The following is a 19990-nucleotide window of genomic DNA, read 5'->3' as shown; positions in this document are numbered from 1 at the left end:
CCTCCAGGGCCGTCACCCATTTACCCGGTAATCTTTGACCTGCTTGGCCGGCTCGCCGGTCGAGGTGCGGACGACCTGCATGGAGCCACAGCGGGGACACGCGACCTGTTCGAGGTCGTAGCGATCCACGTGCGTCTCCGGGTCGTCGAAGTAGTGGTCGCTGGTGGTGCAGTAGTAGGTTCCCGCCGACGCATCCAGCCCATCGATGGGGCCCGGTAGGCGCTGGAGGCGATCGAAGTGTTTGCACTCCTCATGGATCGGACAGTCGTGGCAGTCCGGCGAGCGGGCCGTGCAGGTATAGCGGCCGTGCAGGATCAGCAGGTGATGCGCTTCGCCCCACTCCGCCTTGGGGATCACGCGCTTCAGCTGCTGCTCCACCTTTTTGGGCGTCGTGGCGTCCTCCTTGACGAGCCCGATGCGATTGGCAACACGGAAGACGTGGGTGTCTACCGGCAGCGCGTCGGCGTCGTGGGCCACCTGCGCCACGACACGAGCCGTCTTGCGGCCCACGCCCGTGAGGGTCTCCAGGTCGTCGATGGTCTCGGGCACCTGGCCGTCAAAATTGTCGACGACCTGTCGGGCCATCTTGGCCAGGTAGCCGGACTTGTTGTTGGGAAACGTGATGGACTGGATGTAGGGATGAATGTCGTCGGGCGTGGCCTTCGCGAGGGCCTCAACCGTCGGGTACGCATCGAAGAGATCGGGGGTGGCCTTGTTGACCCGCTCGTCGGTGCATTGGGCCGACAGGATGACCGCGACGAGGAGTTGATACGGGGTGTCGTATTGGAGTTCGGTCGTCGGGCGGTCGATGCGCTCGCGGAGTGCCTCGAGGACAACGTCGGCACGGTCAGATCGTCCCACAGTGAAGGGTGCGCTGGTTCAAAAATGACATCCGCGCGTTGAACCCATAGGGCGGGGGAACGTTCGAGGCGAGACCAATTTGCCCAGTGCTTCACGTCGTGCTCCATGGCCTCCTCCTTCTCCACCCGACCCCTTCTTCTGTGCGTGATCGGGATCACGCTACTACTCGGAAGTGAGGCCACTCCGCTCTCGGCCCAGCCCACCCGGCTCTCGGCAGAATCGGAGGTGTCGATGGTGACCATTCTGCCCGGCGATCCGGTATACTCCATGTTCGGGCACAGCGCCCTGCGCGTCCACGACCCAGTCCAGAACATCGACCGGCTCTACAACTACGGCACCTTCGATTTTAGCGACCCGCTTTTCATTCCCAAGTTTGCGTACGGACACCTCCGCTACTTTCTGAGTGTGGTGCCCTATCAGCGGGCGCTGCGGGCCTATGAGCAGCAGCGGCGGCCGGTCCTCGAACAGACGCTCAACCTGACCCGTGCGCAGCGAACGGCGCTCTTCCGGGGGCTGCAGGTGAACGCCCGTCCCGAGAACCGCTACTACCAGTACGTCTTCTTCTTCGACAACTGCTCCACCCGGGTGCGGGATGTGCTGGAGCAGGCCCTGGGCGACGCCGTGCAGTTTGGGGAGCAGCCCCGCCCGGACGCGACCTTCCGGCACATGCTTGACCCCTACGCGGCGAACCTGCCGCTCGTCGATCTGAGCTTCGACCTTGCCCTGGGCACGCCAGCCGACCGCCGCGCGACGCCGCGGGAGGCGCACTTCCTGCCCGACTACCTGTTCGAGGCGTTCGCCCACGCCACCGTTCAGTCGGGCGACACGACCCGCGCGCTGGTCGCCCAAACCGACACGACGCAGTGGATCGACGGCTACGAGGCAACCCCTGCGGCCTTCCCCTGGCCCCTCGCGGCGGGGTGGACGATCCTCTTCCTCACGTTGGGCTGGACCGGCTGGCAGGCCACGACCGGTCGCCGGCCCGACGGGTACGGCGACGCGCTGCTGCTCGCCGCGGTCGGCGTCACGGGACTGCTCGCGTGCTTCCTCTGGTTCGTGTCGACCTACGCGGTGACCGAGCACAATTGGAATCTGCTCTGGGCATGGCCCACGCACCTGATTGCGGCCACAGTGTTGCTGTGGCGCCCCTCGGCGACGGGGCTCCGGATGTACCTGGCCGCAACGGCCGTGAGTGCGACGGTCGTGACCCTCGGCTGGACGTGGTGGCCGCAAGACCTGCACGCAGCGGTTTTCCCCGTCGTGCTGACGGTGGGAATTCGGACGGGGTGGCGGGCGATCGGCGGGGCGGGGCCGCGTGACGCCGGAGTGCGTGAGAGGTGAGACGATTCTTGGTTGACGAAGAACGTATGCGTCGCGCCTCGTGCACCGCGACTGTCCGGAGGTAGATGCCCTCTTCTCGGAAAAGGACGGGGCCGCGCAGGACTAGTTTTGCCGGGCCTGCACCAGTTCGTAGCTCCGCGGCGGGGCCGGCGTGCCTTCCACGGCGTAGACACGGAGCGAGCCATCGTCGTCGGACATGACGACGACCGCCGACTCGTTCGGGTTGTAGGACTGGAAGCGCGTGTCGAGCCACTCCGCGGGGAGTCGCTCTTCGTGGTGCTTCAGCCATCCGCCGCTCGCAGGGCTGTACAGCAACTTGTGGGTGCCGATGCTCTCGTGGATGGGACTCGAGGCCGGATCGCGCTGCGTCACCACGACGGTGCCGATGCCGTGGCGCTTGAAGCCCAGGTACGACGCCGCGGCCACGTCCATCCAATGGTCCGTCAGGAAGTCGTGGTGGGAGTCCTCCTTCGGGTCGTTGGTCGGCTGCTCGTCCGGCGCCTTCACCGTCACGAGATGCCCGTTCTCGTCGATGAGCGTGGTGCGTCGCATCGGCAAAAGGCGTCGGTGTAGAAGGGTTGAAGTCACCGGGTCGAAGGATTCTCCGCCGGCAGAGGTTTCTCTACCACCGCCCAAAATCGTGAAACTCGTTGCAGATCCCCCCGCATTTCCCAGACACCCTGCCCTGCCAGCAAAAAACCCCTGCCCGGGATCCTCCGGACAGGGGCTTGTATTGACGACCGTTCTCTCTCGGCAAGAGACCGAGGGAGACAGTCTCTGGAACGTTCGGGGCGATTCCCCTACTGGATCTCAATCTGGCGCGGCTTCACCGCCTCGGTCTTCGGCACGCGGATTGTCAACACGCCGTTGTCGTACGTCGCGTCGATGTTGTCGGCGTCCACGGTCTGGGGCAGGGTGAAGGCGCGGCGGAAGTGCCCAAAGGAGCGCTCCACACGCACGAACTCTTCGTTCTCGTCGGTGCGGCTGCTCTCGCGCTCGCCGCTAATGACCAGCTCGTCGTTCTTGTAGCTGATCGTCAAGTCGTCCGTGCTCATGCCCGGCATGTCGAGGTGAAGGCGGTAGGCATCCTCCGTCTCAACGAGGTCCATGCGTGGGCGCCACACGGCCTGCGGGGACGTGTTCTCCTCATTCTCGTCTCGGGACGGGAAGAAGCGGTCGAACACGCGGTCGATCTCGTTCTGGAGGCCGTTCAGGTTTCGGTTTCGGGTGCGGGTCAAGCGAGTCATAGCTAAGTAAGGGGGTTCGGTTGCAAAGTCTGTGAGGACGCTCGGGGCCAGTCCTGTGGACTGACCTCTCGCGTCGAATTCCACTCACACACAGAAGCAACTCGTGTACCACCCCAGATATGCCCCGAAATGCCCTGCCACTTCGACGGGCCCGCCGGACGAGGTGGCAGCCCAGACGCAGGGACCCGCAATTGTGACAACGGTCGCGCCGGCGGCTCTGCCACGGCGGCAACCGCCCGGACTCTACCCTGCCAATTCGTCTGTGCCCTGCACGGTCCCACCTGCACAGCCCTGCGGATCACGCACAGGACGCCGGGAGCACCCGACTGTCTGCCGTGCCGAACCCGACCCGGTAGTCGTCCCCCTGCGCGTAGGCCCGCATGGTCACCCGGTCGCCGTCCTCAAGGAACGAGCGCGTTTCGTCTCCCGGCAGCGGCACCGGCTCCTCCCCGCGCCACGACAGCTCCAACATGCTGCCGTAGCTGTCCTCCGTGGGCCCGCTGATGGTGCCCGACGCCAAAAGATCTCCCGGGCGGGCATTGCAGCCGTTGACGGTGTGGTGGGCGAGCTGCTGGCGCATCGTCCAGTACAGGTGCTTGGTGTTGCTGCGGCACACCGTGTGCGGACTCGTCATCGACGGCGTTTCGAGGTCCACCTCCAGGGTCACGTCGTAGGCCGCATCGCCGTCGGACTGCAGGTAGTCGAGCGGCTCGGGGTCCTGCGTGGGGCCGGCCACCCGGAACGGCTCGAGGGCCGCCATCGGCACGACCCACGGCGAAATGGTGGTGGCGAAGCTCTTGCCCAGAAAGGGACCGAGGGGTTCGTACTCCCATCCCTGAATGTCCCGCGCGCTCCAGTCGTTGACCAGCACCATGCCAAAGATCTGGTCGTCCGCCTCGTCGATCGAGATGGGCGTGCCGAGTTCATTGCCCTCCCCCACGAAAAAGCCCGTTTCGAGCTCGAAGTCGAGCAGCTGGGTCGGTCCGTAGACCGGCGGCGCATCCGCGTCGGGCCGGGTCTGGCCACAGGGCCGCTGCACGTCGCGGCCACTCAGCAGGACGGAGCTGGCCCGTCCGTGGTAGCCCACCGGCAGGTGAACCCAGTTGTCCTTCAGCGCATTCTCGGCTCCCCGAAACATCGTCCCGACGTTGGTTGCGTGCTGTTTCGAGGAGTAGAAGTCCGTGTAGTCCCCAATGTCGACCGGCAGCCGAAGCGATACGTCGGCCTGAGGGTGGAGCACCCGGTTCCGGAGGGACGCGTCGTCGCGTAGTTCCGCCGTGTCGGCCCGGAGGAGTGCCTGCAGGCGACTCCGGACGGCCGACCAGGCGGAGGGCCCGAGGGACATGAACTCGTTCAGCGTGGACTGCGCGAAGGGACGCTCGTTCTGCAGTTCAGGGACACCGAACACCCCTTCGTTGTTGAGCGTGGCGAGGTCAAGCACCTGGTCTCCGATGGCTGCCCCCACCCGGGGCACAGTCGTCTCGGGAGGGATGAAGACGCCGTACGGAAGGTTTTGGATGGGAAACGGATGGTCGGCCGCTACCTCCAGGAAGGACGTGAGGGACGAATCGGGCATCGAGTCGGTCATGCAGCGAGGAAGAATTGAGGATGTGGAAGGCAGAAGTGAAGGGGGCGCGGGCGGATCAGAGCCACTCCAGATCGCGCAGGTGATCGACGGGCTCTTCGAAGCTACAACTGCCAAATGAGAGGGCCAGGTTCTCGCGGGCGTACTGAACGTCGTCGATCGAGACAGTCAGGTCCCGCCACGCGAAGGCGTCTTTGAGGAACCGAAAGTTGTCCGCGTTTCCCTCCGAGAGAACGGCCTGCACCTCCGGGGAGTCGAGGTTGTGCTCGGCCGCCAGGACCGCAGCGGCAAAGACATTGAGGAAGCCGTGCATGTCCGTGTCCAACCCATCGTCGTAGTGGCGCACCGGGTGGTGTAGTCCCGCGGTGGCCTTGAACGGGATCCCGGCGTCTCGACAGGCCACGATGAGGGCCGCTACGTTTTCCACCGAGGGGACGTCGGTCGGCTCTGCCCCCCCGCAGCGCACCTTCAGTCCGGCAATGGTGCGGGCCGGCACGGCCTGCTGACTATTGTGCTCGGCCACCGCGGCACACAGTGCCGGGAGGCCGGCAACGGCGTCCCGCCGCAGGGGCACTTCGAAGAACAGGTCGAGCTTGGGCGTCCCGGTCGTGACGAGGGTACGGGTGATGGACTCCAGAAACTCAATCCCCTCTTCCTGCGAGGCGCCCACCAGTGCCTCGGGGAGGGGCACCTCCATGACGTCGACCTGGGCCCGCTCCGCGATGCCGTCGCCAAAATCTTCGATGGCCTGCAGGTCCCGCTCGAACGCCTGCAGGAACGTGTCGACCGTATCGCCCCCCGTTCCCAGCACCGAGAGGTCGTACCGCGCGCCCTCCTTCAGCAGGGGACGCTTGGCCTTCAGATCGGAGAGGCGCCGCACCGGGAGCACGAAGCGCGACAACATCCAGGCCTCCTCCTCGTGCCGGTACTCCGCGTAGCTCTGGAACGCGCGATGGAGGGACAAATCCGCCGGCGGGAACAGGCCGGCGTAATCGATCACGTCGTGGAGAAAGGCCCGGAGGCTGGGCGTGATGAGGGAGTCGGACCGGTCGGGGGCTTCCATGGGAATCGGAACGGACTGGGAAAGACGGCGAAGATCAGCATCGGCGAGCTGCCGCGCTATCGCACAGCGCCGTGCCGGAGTGCCCCCACCCCGACGACCGTTCCACGAGGAACCGTCGCCGCCAGCGCATCCCTAAGAAAGGAAAGCAGACGAGCAGTTACAACGCGCCAGTTCTCCTCGATGAATCGGAAGTTCACGGCGCTGACGCCGAAACGTATTGAATGAGCTCCACATTCCTGCTATCATAGAATAGCATATGGATTCCGCTCTTCAACATTCTCTCAATCCGGCCCAGGGTTACCAGATCGCCTCGTTCGGCCGTCGGAATTCGGATGCCGCATCCTCACCTGAACTCCACTGATCACGACTTTGCCACCATGACGATCCGACAATCAGCGCTCTTTGCACTCGTCCTGGGAAGCTTCGGGCTCGTGGCCCTTTCAGGGTGCTCGGCCGGAAATCCGAACATGAGCGCCGCCGAGGACGCCATGGAGCAGGAGAGCTACGACCGGGCCCTCGCCAACGTCGACTCGGCCATTGCCCAAGACTCGGCCAACGCCCAGGCCTATGCAATGAAGGCCCGAATCCTGCGCCAGATGGCCGACAGCACGGCGCCGCCCGAGGAATACAAGCAGCGCTACCGCCAGGCCCGGGAGGCCGAAGAGAAGGCCATCGAGTTTGACCCGGGACGACGAAGCGACGTCAAGAACCAGCGTGAGCTCGCGTTCATCCAGGAGTTTCAGAAGGGCGCCGATGCCTTCAACCGGGCCCAGCAATCAAGCCAGAAGTCCGACTACCTGCGTGCGGCGGCGTACTTCGGCGCCGCGGGCGCGATTCAGCCGGACTCAACGGGGCCCATCCGGAACGAGGCGTTTGCCCGCCTGCAGGCTGCTCGTCTTGAGGGAGGGGACCAGGGCATGCAGGAAATGTCCAGCGTGATTCCCATTCTGGAGCGTTACCTTGAGAAGGAGGCGGAGCCCACGAAGGACGTGTACAACATTCTTGCCCAGTTGTACCGCCAGAATGACCAGTCAGAAAAGGCCCTCGAGGTAACCGAGCGGGCCCTCGACGACCTCTCGAATCGTCCCACTCACTTTCGGGTCCAGGGCACTCGCGGGCTGAGTTATACCGGGACCATCGAGACCGGAGGCTCCTCCCGGCAGGTGGAAGGCACCACGCCCGACCGGATTGAACTCTCGACCAGCGACGGCATGGTCTCCGGAGCCTTTCAGAAGCAGGACGGCGGCCGCAAGCAAACAAAGGGACGCCTACAGGTCGGCCTGTATACGCAGGGCACCCAGGTGGCCAACAGCCAAACCACCGCACTGGAAGAGATCACGATCTCGGAAGACCTCTCCAGCGTGACGCCCCTCGCGGAACTTCAAAACCAGCGCCTGAGTGCGCTCAATAACCTCGGAAACACCGAGGAAGCCATGCAGGCCTACCGGGAGCAAATTGAGAACAACCCGGAGAATGCGCGCTACCGGTATAATTACGGCTCCCTCCTGCTAAACTCGGACCGGTACGACGAGGCGATTGAGCAGCTCGCCGAAGCCGTGGAGCTTGACGCCGACGACCCCAAAAAGCAGTACAACCTCGGTGCCGCGTACCTGAACAAGGGCGTAGTCCTTCAGGACAGCCTGGTGTCCGTCCGCGACTCCGTGATGGCCCAGAACCGCAAGCCGACGCAAGAGGAGGCGCAGACGATCAAGAATCTGGACGAGCAGCGCCTCCAGTTCTTCCAGAACGCCATCCCGCCCCTGGAGCGGGCCCGACAACTGGCCGGCCCAAATGGCCAGTACCGACAGAACGCATGCTCGGCCCTCCTCCAGGCATACGTGCAGACCGAGCAGACGGACAAGGCCGAAGGGGTCAAGCAGTGTGCCAGTGCGGGCACAGGCGGCGGAAGCAGCACAAACTAGCGACTTCCCACGTGAGCCCCATCTCGGTTCGACGCTCGCCCCGGGTCTCTCACAGGAGGCTCGGGGCTTGCTGTTTTGCGGGCCTCTGACGGAGGCACGCCCGAGTTCCTCGGCCTAGCGCCGTACGTCTTTTTCTCCTCACAACCCATATTTTGACGGATGCCCGACTCTCCCCCGTACGATACTCTCCCCCACGACAACGCGTCCCTCGAGGCCGACGGGTTTGGGACCCGGGCCGTGCACGCCGGGCAACAGCCCGATCCCTCCACCGGCGCGGTCATGACGCCCATCTACCAGACCTCCACGTACGCACAGGCCGCCCCGGGCGAGCACAAGGGACACGAGTACTCACGAGTGTCGAATCCCACCCGCACGGCCCTAGAGGGCAACCTGGCCTCCCTGGAGGGGGCCGAGCACGGCATCGCGTTCAGCTCCGGCGTGGCCGGCATTGATGCGATTGTCAAGAGCCTGCGCCCCGGCGACCATGTCGTGGCGACGGACGACCTGTACGGCGGCACCTACCGACTGCTGCGGGAGGTCTTCGAACCCCTCAACATCCAGACCTCCTTCGTGGACATGAGCGATCCGGACGCGGTGACGAACGCGTTCACCGAGGATACGGCGCTGCTCTGGGTCGAGACGCCCACCAACCCGCTCATGCGATTGGTCGACATCGAGGCGCTTGCCGAGCGGGCCCACGCCCACGACATCACCGTGGCGGTCGACAACACCTTCGCCACCCCGTATCTCCAGCAGCCCCTCGCTCACGGCGCCGACCTTGTCCTCCACTCCGCCACAAAGTACTTGGGCGGCCACTCCGACCTTATCCTCGGGGCCGTGTGCACGGACTCGGACGAATGGGCGGAGAAACTGCGCTTTCAGATCAAGAGCACCGGCGCTTCTCCCGGGCCCATGGACTGCTTCCTGACACTCCGGGGGACCAAAACCCTTCACCTGCGCATGGAGCAGCACTGCTCCAGTGCCCGGCGGCTGGCTCAGATGCTTAATGCGCACGACAAGGTGGGGCACGTGCGGTACCCCGGCCTGCCCTCTCATCCCGGCCACGCGCTGGCACAGAAGCAGATGTCGGATTACGGCGGCATGATCTCGTTCGAGCTGGCCGACGACGAAATGAACAAGGCCCTCGCCATTCTGGACGCCGCTGAGGTTTTCACCCTCGCCGAGAGCCTCGGCGGGGTGGAAAGTCTCATCGAACACCCGGCCTCCATGACCCACGCCTCCATCCCCGCCGAGGAGCGTGAAAAGATCGGGCTCACGGACTCGCTGATCCGCTTGAGCGTAGGGGTGGAGTCGTTCGAGGACCTGCGGGACGACCTTGATCGTGCACTGTCCCGCGTGTAGCTCATGTCTGGGCGGGCTACCACCCCATCGTGCCGGGCCCGCCCTTGAAGGGCCCGACGACATCGTCGGTAATCCAGCCGCCGTAGAAGTCCCCCTCCTGGGCACGGGCCTCTTCGTCACCAACGTAGCACTCGTCTACCTTGCTGGCGTAGAACGTAACGTAGTTCTGCAGTTCGGCAAATCGGGCCGTCGGATCCGGATAGCCCCAGGCCGCACTCCGCGAGGAGCGGTCACCGACCGTAAGGGTGTAGTACACGGCGCGCCCCTTAAACTCGCACATCGTGGTCTGCTGCTCGCGCTCCAGGTGCTCGGTGGCGATGTCCTCCGGGGGCACGTAGTACACCGGGGGATGGCTCGTTTCGAGGACCCGCAGCGCGTCGGTCGTGTCGGCGATGGTGGCCTCATTGAAGACGACCCGGATGCGCCGGTCTTCCGATTCGAGAGCTGGGGGGCGTGGGTAGTCCCAAACAGATTCTTGATCGGGACCGGGCGTAGTGGGAGTCGGCATGGTGGGAGCGTACAGTGGAGAGAAACATAGTGAGAAAGGAGAAGGGTCGTGCCGCTGGAGACACCCGTCCTAGTCCCGAAAATGAGACGCCCGGAGTCGACGGGTCATCTCATCTCGATCGACCGTGCCCTTGTTCCCCTGTGACCAATTCTGGGGAGCAACCTGGATGCATCCGGCAAGCCGGTGCCCCAGACGTCCGAGGACATCCCGGATTGCCGCCTCGGAAGGCTCTTTTGAGGCGGACGGGTCGACGCAGAGGGCGACCGCAATGTCCGTCCCGGCCGGCGTAAACAGCAGGGCGTCGTGGAGGCCTGGGAACTCGCTCTTGAGGCGCGCCTCCCACGTCCCCGCCTGCACGAAGCGCCCGTTCGACAACTTGAATGCCGTATCTTTGCGTCCTTCAAAGAAGAAATCCTCCCCCTCCCGGCGGACGAGGTCGCCTGTACGGACGGTCCGGGCTGGGGCCCGTCGCTCAAGTCCCTCGTGCCGTCGCCACACGCCCACATGGGCATTCGGCCCCTCAAACAAGAGCTCGCCGTCTTCTGCCACCCGCACCTGGCATCCGAGGGGGCGTCCCAGGTAGTGAGCGGCCCACTCTCCCGGCGCCCCCAGCGCAATGCCGGGCGCGGCCTCCGTCTGCCCGTAGCCTGCACGAAGCTGCGTCTCCGCCAGGCGATCCGCGAGCGGCCCCGATACCGGGGCGCCCCCCACAATGCCCCCATGCAGGCGGCGAAGCAGTGCGGGGCCCTGGTCGGTGTCCAGCAGGCGCTGAATCGTGAGCGGCACGGCCGAGAGATGCGTGGCCCCCCAGGCTTCGCCCAGGGACGCCAGGGACGCTGGGTCGCGTCCCCCGTCCGGATCCCGGATGATCTCGGCGCCGGCCAGGAGCGCCGGCAGCAGGTCCAGCACCAGCCCGAAGACGTGCGACCAGGGGAGGACGGACAGCACCCGCGCTCGTCGCAGGGTCAGGTGTGGAAGATGACTCGCCAGCACCGACAGCACATTGCGGTCCGACAGTGCAATCCATCGGGCCAACTGCGTGGTGCCGGAGGTGCGTAGAAGAAAGCGAACGTCAGGGGTTGGAGGCGTCTCCGCCGGCCGGAGCGCATCCGGCCCGGAGGCCGGCCCCGCGTACGGATTCGCCGTCCAGCGGTACGATCCAGGCTCAGAAGCGATCGCACCGCGGGCGTCCAGGGCCGAACCAACCCCGTTGATGTCTTCGTCCGGCGGAACCACCGCAATGGTGAGGCCCTCCCACAGTGCCGCGATGAGCACCTGGATGAAGGCCGTCGACGGCGGAAGGGACACGACAAGTCGGTCTCCAGCCTGAAGCGACGCCTCGCGGAACGATTCTGTCCACCGCCGGGCGCCCGTCCACAGCGATCCTGCCGGGGTTACGGCGTCGTTTTTTACGAAGGCGGGCAGCCCCTCGTCTCGCAGATGCTCGTAGAAGAGCTCCTGCCATGGATTCTCGTCCGTGGCCATCCCGTCGGCCGGACACTGCGCGAGCGCAGCCTGCAGGTCCGCAACCACCCCGGTGGGGGCTGCTGGAGAGGGCCGCGCCGCGCTGCCCGATCGAGATGGGGGAGCTGTTGCCTGCATGAGGGATCGGGCAAGGAGAACTGTAGGACAAAACGGAACCGGTGGACAGTGACCGAGCCGTTACTCGGCCGCCCCGTCCGTCTCTTCCTCCGGCTTGACGGGCAGCTCGGGGTGGTCGCGCTCCGCGTACAACTCTTCGAGCTGATCCGCCATGTTGTCGATCATGCGGAGCGCCTTCTCGGGATTCTCGACCCCGGCCTCCGCAAGGGCCTCGTGCTGAACCGATAGGGCCTCTGCCTGCTTCCGCAGGCGCCGCACTTCGGACACGACGGCATCGGAATCTTCGACCGAAAGCACGTCGACCAGCTCGTCCCACTGTGCCTGGTACCAGGCGAGGTCGTGATCGTTGTTCATTGGACTGTTGATCTTGGACGCAAGGCTGAAACGAGTCCTCCTCCACTCGCTTCTGGAAGCAGGCGCTCCTGAGTCGGTAGGAGTCTTTCGCGCGGAAGAAGTTGAATTTGAGCCTTCGATGAGCGGTTCCTTTTCACAGGACAACGATCCCGAAAAGGATTCTCGTACTCTATGCCGCTCCAAGCGCATCAACCTGCTCTCGCAATTCCCCGCAGAAGCGGTCCGCGAGGGCCTGCGCGTCCTCTTGGGTCGGGGCCTCCGTGTAGACCCGAAGAATGGGTTCGGTGTTGGACGGCCGCATGTGCACCCAGGACTCATCGAAGTTGATTTTGAGTCCATCGAGGGTCGACTGATCCGTGCCATCGTACTTGTCGGCCAGCGCCGCGAGAAGCCGGTCGGGCGTCACGTCGGGGAGCGGCAGGTTGTCCTTCGCCATGGCGTAGTGCGGCAGGTCGTCGTGGAGCGCCCCCAGGGACCGCCCTGAGTCGGCCAGGTGCTGGAGGACGAGGGCCGTCCCGACGAGGGCATCTCGACCGTAGTGCAAGTCCGGGAGAATGACCCCGCCATTCCCCTCTCCCCCCAGCACGGCGTCGGCCTCCTTCATGCGCTGCACCACGTTGATCTCACCGACGGCAGAGCGGTAGACCGGCTGGCCGTGCTGGGCCGCCACGTCGTCGATGGCTCGGGACGAAGACAGGTTGGTCACGAAGGGCCCCTCGCGGTGCCGCCACAAGAAGTCCGCCGCCAGGACCTGCGTGAGCTCCTCAAGCATAAAGCGTCCCTGCTCGTCGACCAGGGCGAGGCGGTCGGCGTCGGGATCCACCGCCAGCCCGAGGTCGGCCCCGTGCTCGGGCACCGCCGCCGTGAGTTCAGTGAGGTGATCGGGACGGGGCTCGGCGGGGTGGGCGAACGTGCCGGTCGGCTCGCAGTGAAGGCAGTGGACGTTCTCTTCGGCCACACCCAGGCAGTGGAGAAGACGCGGCAGGGCGACCCCCCCCACGGAGTTGATGCCGTCAACGACCACGCTCAGGTTCTGCGCGGCAATCTGCTCCGGGTCGATGAGGTCAAGCGCCAGGATCTCGTCGATGTGCTCGGGGAGCGCGTTGCGCGAGCGATACTCCCCGAGATCAGCGTGGGTTGCAGGGGCGGCCTCTCCGGCCTCGGCGCGTTCAATCACGGCCTCCCCCTGTGCTGGCGTCAAAAACTCTCCCGCCTCGTTGAGCAGCTTGAGGGCATTCCACTCTTCCGGATTGTGCGAGGCGCTCATCACGATGCCGCCGGCGGCTTGCTCCTGTAGCACGGCCATCTCAACGGTGGGGGTGGAGGCCATCCCGAGGTCTACCACGTCGCATCCCATCCCGCGTAGCGTCCCGATGACGATCTGGGCGTAGGCGTCCCCGGACGGACGAGCATCGCGCCCCACGACGACACGGGACGGGCGGTCCGCGGCGTCGGCCCGTTCACGGCACCATGTGCCGAAGGCTCCGGTATACCGCACCAGAACGGAGGGGTCAAGGCCCTGCCCAACGATGCCGCGGATGCCGGAAATGGACGCGATCAGGGTATCGTTCGTAGCCATGGGGCAAGAAGGTTTTGGAACCAGAGTTGATCGTGCAGGCGAGCCAGATGGACGGCACGGGAGATGGGAAAAGGCCGAAAAGGCGTAGGAAAGACCCCACCAATGGTTCCCGTTTGCGGCCTCTTTACGGAACCGGGACGCCCCCCTCTTGGTGGGACCGTTGGGCCTAAAGATCCCGGAAAAACCTTTGTTTTTGTTTCAGTGTTGATGGCTTCCCTGCAGCCATGTCTCCTTCTCGTTCTCGTGCCTCCGACTGGACCTGGCGCCGCCGATTTTCGGCGTGCACGGTCCTCTTGACCGTCTTCCTTCTGTCCTGGGGCGGGGTGGTGACCAGTATCGGCGCCGGCATGGCGTTCCCGGACTGGCCCACGTCGCTCGGCTCCTACAACCTCATCAACCCCGTCGAGGAGTGGTGGCTGGTGCCGGCCTACCTCGCGGAGCACGGACACCGCCTCATCGCGAGTCTCGTCGGCGCCTTTACGGTGGCGCTGGCGGCCTGGACCTGGTGGGAGGACCCACGTGCCTGGATGCGGAAGCTGAGCCTCGCGGCCGTCGCGCTGGTCGTCCTTCAGGGCGTCCTCGGGGGCCTGCGAGTCCTCTGGGTCTCGCTGGATCTCGCGATGGTACACGCCTGTGTCGCCCAGCTCTTCTTCGCGACCCTCGTGGCCATGACGCTGTTCGTCACCGACACGTGGCGCCGCCGGGACGGCGTGCTGCCCCGGACCGATACCGCCCGTCATCTGCGCCGGTGGTCGTACACCGCCGCCGTGTTCGTCTACCTACAGATTGTGCTGGGGGCCCTGCTGCGGCATCCCGGTGCGGGGATGTCGGGGGGCTACACGACACTGCACGTGACCGGGTCTTTTGCGGTCGTCGGGGTCATCATCGGGGCCTTCGTGGTCGCGGAGAAGCACTTTGACTCGGTCCCGGCGGTGCGCCGCACGGCCTGGGTCCTGTTCGGAACCATGGGGCTTCAGTTTGCCCTTGGCCTCGCGTCCCTGCTCCTCACCCTGTACGAGCCAGCCGGTCAGGCCGGCGTGGTCGCGTACGTGGTGCTCACGGTGGCCCACCTCGTGGTCGGCGCCGTGCTGCTCGGGTCATCGGTTGTGATGAGCCTGCTGGCGTCGCGTCGCCCCCAACACACGACGCGTCCTGAGCCCACCAATGGCGCGGCGCGACATGCCTCCGAGCGGCCCCTCGCGAGGGCCGAGCCGTAGCTCCCGCACCGCCCGCTCCCTTCGCCGCTCTTCCTGCCTGATCACTCTCGTTCATGGAGTCCCCACCCGACGGGTCGTCAGACTCCCCCGTAGCCGTCACGGCTGCCCCCTCCACGGCCGACGCACAGGCCTCCGGGCGCTCCCTCGGGGACGTGCTCTGGGACTACCTCATACTGGCGAAGCCCGAAATTTCGTCGGTGGTCACCCTGTCGGCGTTTGCGGGTTTTTTGATCGGGTCCCCAGGCGGGCTGGATGGCGGCACGCTGCTCTGGACCATGCTCGGCACGGCCCTCTGCGCCGGGGGCGTCGGCACACTCAACCACGTTTTGGAGCGGCAGTACGACGCGCAGATGAAGCGGACGGCGCAGCGCCCCCTCCCCGCTGGGCGCGCCGACCCCGACATGGCCCGGCGCGTGGGCATCCTCTTGATCTGTCTCGCCGTTGGCCTCTTGTGTCCGCTCGTCAACGTCCTCACCGCCGTCCTGGCGGCGCTCACGGCCGTGCTGTACCTGTTTGTCTACACGCCACTCAAGCGGACGACGAAGTGGAACACACTGGTCGGGACGGTGCCGGGGGCGCTTCCGGCCCTGGGCGGCTACACGGCCGCGACTGGGCACCTCGAGGCGGGTGGATGGGCCACCTTCGGCATCCTCGCGACGTGGCAGATGCCCCACTTTTTGTCCCTGGCCTGGATGTACCGGAAGGACTATGCGCGGGGTGACTACGCCATGCTGCCGGTCGTGGAACCGGACGGCAACTCCACCGCGGCCCAGATGATCGGCTTCGCTGCGCTGCTCGTGCCCCTGAGCGTCCTGCCCGTCCTCACAGAGACCGCCGGGTGGATTTACGGCGTCGGCGTGGTGCCGCTTGGCCTGTGGTTCCTGTGGACGACGATTGTCTTCCACGGGGAGCGGACGGGCCAAAAGGCCAGGCGCGTCCTGAAAGCGTCGGTGTTTTACATTCCGGCCCTCGTGGCCCTCCTGCTCGTGGACTGGTTCCTCTGAGTCCCGACGGACGGCGTGCCGCCGTGTCCCCCAACGCCTCCCTGCTTGACCGCCCACCTACAACGCATTCATGCCCGCCCCTGCCGTCGACATTCAGAAGGTGAACCACAGCTACGGGTCACACCAAGCCCTGCGGGACGTCACCCTCCAGGTAGACCCGGGCACGCTCTACGGCCTGCTTGGTCCCAACGGCAGCGGCAAAACAACACTTTTTCGGATCCTCTCCACGCTAATGCCGCCCTCGGAGGGCCAGGCGCACGTCTTCGGGCTCGACACGGCCCGGGAGTCCGGTGCCGTGCGGCGACGAATCGGGACGGTGTTCCAGGACGAGGCCCTCGACGAGGCGTTGACCGTCCGCGAGAACCTGCGGTTTCAAGGCGCCCTTTATGGCCTGCACGGCGCGGAGCGCCGCGAGCGCACCGAAGAGCTGCTGCGGCGCCTCGGCGTGGCCGACCGGGCCACCGACCCGGTTGGCGACCTGTCGGGCGGGCTCCGGCGCCGCGTAGACCTCGCCCGCGGCCTGCTGCACCGCCCGGACCTGCTGCTGCTCGACGAACCGACCTCGGGCCTCGACCCTGCCGCCCGACGCACCTTCTGGTCGGCCGTGCAGCAACTACGGTCGGACGAGGGGACCACCCTACTGCTGGCAACCCACCTCATGGACGAGGCGGAGCGCTGTGACCGAGTCGGCATTCTCTCGGACGGCACCCTCGTGGCCGACGGCAGGCCGAACACCCTTAAGGCCGACCTGGGCGACGAAACCATCTGGCTGGAGGCCGACGCCCCCACTGCCCTGCGCGACCGAATCGAAGCGCAGTTCGGCGTGCCGACCCGAATCGTGGGCGCGACCGTGCAGGTGGCCCCGTCCGATCCACCCGCGTTCCTGTCGTCGCTCTACGAAGCCCTGAGCGACCACATCCAGAGCGCTACGATCCGGACACCTACCCTGGAGGACGTATTCATGGTCCACGCTGGCGTCTCCCCCACGAAGTCCCCTGAGCGCGTTCTTGCCCGCGGGGACGGGTCGGGCGATTAGGCGTCTTCCACTGTCTTCTGCCTTTTAGTCTTTCCCCTCTCGCAGAATGAGTGCACTGCGCACCATCGGGGCCCTCACGGCCCGCGAAGTATTGAAGTTTGTCCGCGACCGGAGCCGCGTGCTGGGCGCCCTTGCACAGCCGCTGGCCCTCTGGCTGCTGCTCGGGCTGGGGTTTCAGAACACCTTTCAGCCCCCGCAGGGCAGCGTGGGGGGAAGTTACGGGGCATTTCTCCTTCCAGGGATTCTCGCCCTGGTGCTTCTCTTCACCGCCATCTTCTCCACCATCTCCATCGTCGAGGAGCGCACGTCGGGCTTTCTTCAGGCCGTCCTGGTCGCCCCCACGCCGCGCACCGCCCTCGTCTTCGGCACCACCCTGGGCGGCACCCTGCTGGCCACGGTACAGGCCCTGCTGTTTCTAGGCGCCCTGCCGCTCATCGATCTTGCTCCCGGCGTGGCAGGGGTGAGCATGATCGTGGCCGTGTGCCTCCTCACGGGCCTGGCCTTCACCGCCCTCGGCTTCGCCATCGCGTGGCGCATGGAGACCACGCGCGGCTTCCACGCGGTCATGAACCTGTTCCTGCTCCCGCTCTGGTTTCTCTCGGGAGCCATGTTTCCGGTGGACGGGGCGGCCCCGGTGCTCCAGGTCGTGATGTGGGGCAACCCGGTCTCCTACGCCGTCAGCGGCCTGCGACACGGCTTCCACGGGTTTTCTGGCACGCCTGCCGCGCTCGCGGGGCCGGGCGTGTGCCTGGCCGTGACCGGCGCCTTCGCGGTGCTGATGACAGGGCTCGCGGTGTGGCAGGTGCGCCGGCCCTTCTTTCAGACGTAACGAGACCGGGGCGGCGCTCGCCATGTCCTCCCGAGCGCCTTAGTCCCGGAAAAGCGTGAACGACTGTCGGTGGTGGGACGTCGCGCCGTGCTCTCGGAGCGCATCGTAATGCTGTTGGGTGGGGTAGCCGACGTTCGACGCCCAGTCGTACTCGGGATGTTCTTCGTGCAGGTCGCGCATGAGGGCGTCCCGCTCGGTCTTCGCAAGAATGGACGCGGCGGCGATGGATTGGCTCTTCGCGTCCCCCTTCACAACCGTCTCGTGGGGCCACGGCGCGTCGACGAGGTTCCGGTCCCACTGGTTGCCGTCCACGAGCACGAAGTCCGGAGGGGGTCGGCAATCGGACGCGGCCCGGCGCATGGCTTCGAGGGCGGCCTGCAGGATGTTGCGGTCGTCAATCTCCGTCGGGGAGCAGCGGGCAATGGCCGCGGCCACGGCCTCTTCTTCGATCGTGGCCCGGGCGTCGAGGCGCTGCCCTTCAGAGAGCGCTTTGCTGTCCTGGATGGTCGTGATCTCGACCCGTGGCGGCATGATGACGGCGGCGGCGACGACCGGACCGGCCAGGCACCCTCGCCCGGCCTCGTCGAGCCCGGCCACACGTTCGTAGCCGTCGGCCCAGAGCCGACGTTCGTGGGAAAGCATACAGGGATCCTCCAAAAAATGAAGAGAACACGTCGCGACGACCGGGCAGGGCGCAGCCCCGACCAGCGGGCGCGTGGGCTTGCTGCGGGGCTACGCCCGACACTGGATACAGGACGGCGCCCCACATCGATCCGCCTGGCCGACTACACATTCGGGCGTGTCTTTTTGTAGGTTGACAATCGTTCCGCCCATCTCATCTTGCATACGTTTCCCCGACCGTCATGTCCGATATCGACCTGTCCCGGTACGGCATCAGTCCCGACACCATTCTCCGCAACGCGGATCCCGCGCGCCTCTATGAGGAGGCCATCCACTACGACCCCACGGCCGCCATCGCCCACAGCGGCGCCCTCACCATCCGCTCGGGCGACAAGACCGGCCGCAGTCCCGCCGACAAGCGCATCGTGCGGCACCCCGACAGCGAGGACGACATCTGGTGGGGGCCGATCAACATGGAGATCGACGACCATACCTTTGACATCAACAAGGAGCGGGCGCAGGACTACCTGAATACCCGTCAGCGCATCTACGTAATGGACGGGTTCGCCGGCTGGGACCCGACGCACCGCCTCAAGGTGCGCATCATTTGCTCCCGCCCGTATCACGCCCTTTTCATGCACAACATGCTGATCCGGCCCTCCCAGGAGGAGTTGGAGGCCTTTGGGGAGCCGGACTTCGTGATCTACAACGCGGGCGAATTTCCGGCCAACCGGCAGACCAAACACATGAGCTCGAAGACGAGCGTGGATCTGTCGTTTGAGAACCAGGAGATGGTCATCCTCGGCACCGAGTACGCCGGGGAGATGAAGAAGGGCGTCTTCACGGTGATGCACTACCTGATGCCGAAGAAGGATGTGCTCTCGATGCACTGCTCGGCGAACGAGGGCGACGAGGGGGACGTCTCGCTCTTCTTCGGCCTCAGCGGCACCGGCAAGACGACCCTGTCCGCCGACCCGAACCGTAAGCTCATCGGGGACGACGAGCACTGCTGGAGCGACGACGGCGTCTTCAACATCGAAGGGGGCTGCTACGCCAAGGCGGTGGGGCTGTCCGAAGAGGACGAGCCGGAAATTTACAATGCTATTCGCTACGGCACCGTGCTCGAAAACATGGTCTACGACGAGGACACCCGGGAGATCGACTACGACGATACCTCCGTCACCCAAAACACCCGCGCCTCCTATCCGCTCGACTACATCGACCGGGCCAAGATTCCGGGGATGGGGGGGCACCCAGACAACATCATCTTCCTCACGTACGACGCGTTCGGGGTGATGCCGCCGGTAAGCAAGCTCACGCCCGAGCAGGCCATGTACCACTTCATAAGCGGGTACACGGCGAAGGTGGCCGGCACGGAGATGGGCGTCGACGAGCCGCAGGCCACGTTCAGCGCCTGCTTTGGCGCCGCGTTCCTCGTGTGGCCGCCGGACAAGTACGCCGAAATGCTGGCCAAAAAAATCCGCACGCACGACGCCGAGGCCTGGCTCGTGAACACGGGCATCACCGGCGGACCGTACGGCGTGGGCCACCGCGTGCCGCTCAAGCACACCCGCGCTATGATCGACGCCATCCACGACGGCTCGCTGCGCGACGCCCCGAAGGAAACGGAGCCGGTCTTTGGCCTCGACGTGCCGACCGAGTGCCCCGACGTTCCCAACGATATTCTGATGCCGCGTGAGACGTGGGACGACCCGCAGGCCTACGACGAGAAGGCCGAGCACCTCGTGGGCCTTTTCCACGACCACTTTGAGAAATACGAGGACGACGCCGCCCCGGAGATTGCGAAGGCCGGCCCTCAACTGCAGGCAGCGTAGTTGCCAGAAGCGGGGGCGCTCGGC

At 65.7% G+C, this 19990-nt stretch carries 18 protein-coding genes; 8 read left to right on the top strand and 10 right to left on the bottom strand.

The window, feature by feature from the left end:
• Nucleotides 1-12: 12 nt before the first annotated feature.
• Complete coding sequence (nth, locus tag OJB03_RS05505) at nt 13-861, bottom strand: endonuclease III (protein WP_263785805.1); 849 nt, start codon at nt 859-861, stop codon at nt 13-15.
• A 105-nt stretch (nt 862-966) separates the two neighbouring features.
• Between nth and OJB03_RS05500 the strand changes: the two genes are divergently transcribed.
• Nucleotides 967-2202 (top strand): Lnb N-terminal periplasmic domain-containing protein, encoded by a 1236-nt coding sequence (locus OJB03_RS05500; protein ID WP_263785803.1) that lies wholly within the window; start codon nt 967-969, stop codon nt 2200-2202.
• Nucleotides 2203-2304: 102 nt separating this feature from the next.
• Here OJB03_RS05500 and OJB03_RS05495 read toward each other — a convergent pair whose 3' ends face one another.
• From OJB03_RS05495 to OJB03_RS05480, 4 genes are all read right to left on the bottom strand, one after another.
• A complete protein-coding gene (locus OJB03_RS05495) occupies nt 2305-2754 on the bottom strand; it encodes a hypothetical protein (protein WP_263785800.1) in 450 nt (149 codons plus the stop codon).
• A 248-nt stretch (nt 2755-3002) separates the two neighbouring features.
• Nucleotides 3003-3449 (bottom strand): Hsp20/alpha crystallin family protein, encoded by a 447-nt coding sequence (locus tag OJB03_RS05490; protein ID WP_263785798.1) that lies wholly within the window; start codon nt 3447-3449, stop codon nt 3003-3005.
• A 298-nt stretch (nt 3450-3747) separates the two neighbouring features.
• The gene (fahA, locus tag OJB03_RS05485; protein WP_263785796.1) at nt 3748-5037 is read right to left on the bottom strand and encodes a fumarylacetoacetase; all 1290 of its coding nucleotides are present in this window, start codon (nt 5035-5037) and stop codon (nt 3748-3750) included.
• A 55-nt stretch (nt 5038-5092) separates the two neighbouring features.
• On the bottom strand, nt 5093-6097 hold the full coding sequence (locus OJB03_RS05480) for a hypothetical protein (protein ID WP_263785795.1): 1005 nt from the start codon (nt 6095-6097) through the stop codon (nt 5093-5095).
• 377 nt (nt 6098-6474) lie between these two features.
• On the opposite strand from OJB03_RS05480, the gene OJB03_RS05475 reads away from it, so the two are divergent.
• Entirely contained in the window at nt 6475-8019 is a 1545-nt protein-coding gene (locus OJB03_RS05475; protein WP_263785794.1) for a tetratricopeptide repeat protein, read from the top strand.
• A 159-nt stretch (nt 8020-8178) separates the two neighbouring features.
• Complete coding sequence (locus tag OJB03_RS05470; protein ID WP_263785793.1) at nt 8179-9381, top strand: cystathionine gamma-synthase; 1203 nt, start codon at nt 8179-8181, stop codon at nt 9379-9381.
• Between the two features lie 16 nt (nt 9382-9397).
• Here OJB03_RS05470 and OJB03_RS05465 read toward each other — a convergent pair whose 3' ends face one another.
• The 4 genes from OJB03_RS05465 to glmM all read right to left on the bottom strand — a co-directional run bounded on the left by OJB03_RS05465 (nt 9398) and on the right by glmM (nt 13424).
• Nucleotides 9398-9889: a DUF427 domain-containing protein gene (locus OJB03_RS05465; protein WP_263785792.1), complete on the bottom strand. Its 492-nt coding sequence runs from the start codon at nt 9887-9889 to the stop codon at nt 9398-9400.
• Nucleotides 9890-9958: 69 nt separating this feature from the next.
• Nucleotides 9959-11491 carry an AMP-binding protein gene (locus OJB03_RS05460; RefSeq protein ID WP_263785791.1) on the bottom strand — a complete coding sequence of 511 codons (1533 nt, stop codon included), beginning with the start codon at nt 11489-11491 and terminating at the stop codon, nt 9959-9961.
• Between the two features lie 60 nt (nt 11492-11551).
• On the bottom strand, nt 11552-11845 hold the full coding sequence (locus OJB03_RS05455) for a hypothetical protein (protein ID WP_263785790.1): 294 nt from the start codon (nt 11843-11845) through the stop codon (nt 11552-11554).
• A 169-nt stretch (nt 11846-12014) separates the two neighbouring features.
• Nucleotides 12015-13424, bottom strand: coding sequence for a phosphoglucosamine mutase (glmM, locus tag OJB03_RS05450; protein ID WP_263785789.1), 1410 nt, complete (start codon nt 13422-13424; stop codon nt 12015-12017).
• A gap of 224 nt (nt 13425-13648) precedes the next feature.
• Between glmM and OJB03_RS05445 the strand changes: the two genes are divergently transcribed.
• From OJB03_RS05445 to OJB03_RS05430, 4 genes are all read left to right on the top strand, one after another.
• Entirely contained in the window at nt 13649-14641 is a 993-nt protein-coding gene (locus OJB03_RS05445) for a COX15/CtaA family protein (RefSeq protein ID WP_263785788.1), read from the top strand.
• Nucleotides 14642-14694: 53 nt separating this feature from the next.
• Complete coding sequence (cyoE, locus tag OJB03_RS05440; RefSeq protein ID WP_263785787.1) at nt 14695-15645, top strand: heme o synthase; 951 nt, start codon at nt 14695-14697, stop codon at nt 15643-15645.
• Nucleotides 15646-15715: 70 nt separating this feature from the next.
• Complete coding sequence (locus OJB03_RS05435) at nt 15716-16681, top strand: ABC transporter ATP-binding protein (protein ID WP_263785786.1); 966 nt, start codon at nt 15716-15718, stop codon at nt 16679-16681.
• A gap of 46 nt (nt 16682-16727) precedes the next feature.
• Nucleotides 16728-17510, top strand: coding sequence for an ABC transporter permease (locus OJB03_RS05430; protein ID WP_263785785.1), 783 nt, complete (start codon nt 16728-16730; stop codon nt 17508-17510).
• Between the two features lie 39 nt (nt 17511-17549).
• On the opposite strand, the gene OJB03_RS05425 is transcribed toward OJB03_RS05430, so the two are convergent.
• A complete protein-coding gene (locus OJB03_RS05425) occupies nt 17550-18152 on the bottom strand; it encodes a ribonuclease HII (RefSeq protein ID WP_263785784.1) in 603 nt (200 codons plus the stop codon).
• Between the two features lie 221 nt (nt 18153-18373).
• Here OJB03_RS05425 and pckA point away from each other — a divergent pair, with 221 nt between their 5' ends.
• Entirely contained in the window at nt 18374-19966 is a 1593-nt protein-coding gene (gene pckA / locus OJB03_RS05420) for a phosphoenolpyruvate carboxykinase (ATP) (protein ID WP_263785783.1), read from the top strand.
• Nucleotides 19967-19990 lie beyond the last annotated feature (24 nt).

It is taken from the genome of Salinibacter grassmerensis (assembly GCF_947077765.1).
Taxonomy (GTDB): domain Bacteria; phylum Bacteroidota; class Rhodothermia; order Rhodothermales; family Salinibacteraceae; genus Salinibacter; species Salinibacter grassmerensis.
This window is presented reverse-complemented; position numbering and strand designations above follow the sequence as displayed.

Bases quoted from the DNA above. Each gene is read 5' to 3' on its own strand.
- OJB03_RS05425 (WP_263785784.1), bottom strand. From the start codon at position 18,152: ATGCTTTCCCACGAACGTCGGCTCTGGGCCGACGGCTACGAACGTGTG.
- fahA (WP_263785796.1), bottom strand. From the start codon at position 5,037: ATGACCGACTCGATGCCCGATTCGTCCCTCACGTCCTTCCTGGAGGTA.
- cyoE (WP_263785787.1), top strand. From the start codon at position 14,695: ATGGAGTCCCCACCCGACGGGTCGTCAGACTCCCCCGTAGCCGTCACG.
- OJB03_RS05470 (WP_263785793.1), top strand. From the start codon at position 8,179: ATGCCCGACTCTCCCCCGTACGATACTCTCCCCCACGACAACGCGTCC.
- OJB03_RS05455 (WP_263785790.1), bottom strand. From the start codon at position 11,845: ATGAACAACGATCACGACCTCGCCTGGTACCAGGCACAGTGGGACGAG.
- OJB03_RS05500 (WP_263785803.1), top strand. From the start codon at position 967: ATGGCCTCCTCCTTCTCCACCCGACCCCTTCTTCTGTGCGTGATCGGG.
- OJB03_RS05435 (WP_263785786.1), top strand. From the start codon at position 15,716: ATGCCCGCCCCTGCCGTCGACATTCAGAAGGTGAACCACAGCTACGGG.
- OJB03_RS05430 (WP_263785785.1), top strand. From the start codon at position 16,728: ATGAGTGCACTGCGCACCATCGGGGCCCTCACGGCCCGCGAAGTATTG.
- OJB03_RS05465 (WP_263785792.1), bottom strand. From the start codon at position 9,889: ATGCCGACTCCCACTACGCCCGGTCCCGATCAAGAATCTGTTTGGGAC.
- OJB03_RS05475 (WP_263785794.1), top strand. From the start codon at position 6,475: ATGACGATCCGACAATCAGCGCTCTTTGCACTCGTCCTGGGAAGCTTC.
- OJB03_RS05445 (WP_263785788.1), top strand. From the start codon at position 13,649: ATGTCTCCTTCTCGTTCTCGTGCCTCCGACTGGACCTGGCGCCGCCGA.
- OJB03_RS05460 (WP_263785791.1), bottom strand. From the start codon at position 11,491: ATGCAGGCAACAGCTCCCCCATCTCGATCGGGCAGCGCGGCGCGGCCC.
- OJB03_RS05495 (WP_263785800.1), bottom strand. From the start codon at position 2,754: ATGCGACGCACCACGCTCATCGACGAGAACGGGCATCTCGTGACGGTG.
- OJB03_RS05490 (WP_263785798.1), bottom strand. From the start codon at position 3,449: ATGACTCGCTTGACCCGCACCCGAAACCGAAACCTGAACGGCCTCCAG.
- pckA (WP_263785783.1), top strand. From the start codon at position 18,374: ATGTCCGATATCGACCTGTCCCGGTACGGCATCAGTCCCGACACCATT.
- OJB03_RS05480 (WP_263785795.1), bottom strand. From the start codon at position 6,097: ATGGAAGCCCCCGACCGGTCCGACTCCCTCATCACGCCCAGCCTCCGG.
- glmM (WP_263785789.1), bottom strand. From the start codon at position 13,424: ATGGCTACGAACGATACCCTGATCGCGTCCATTTCCGGCATCCGCGGC.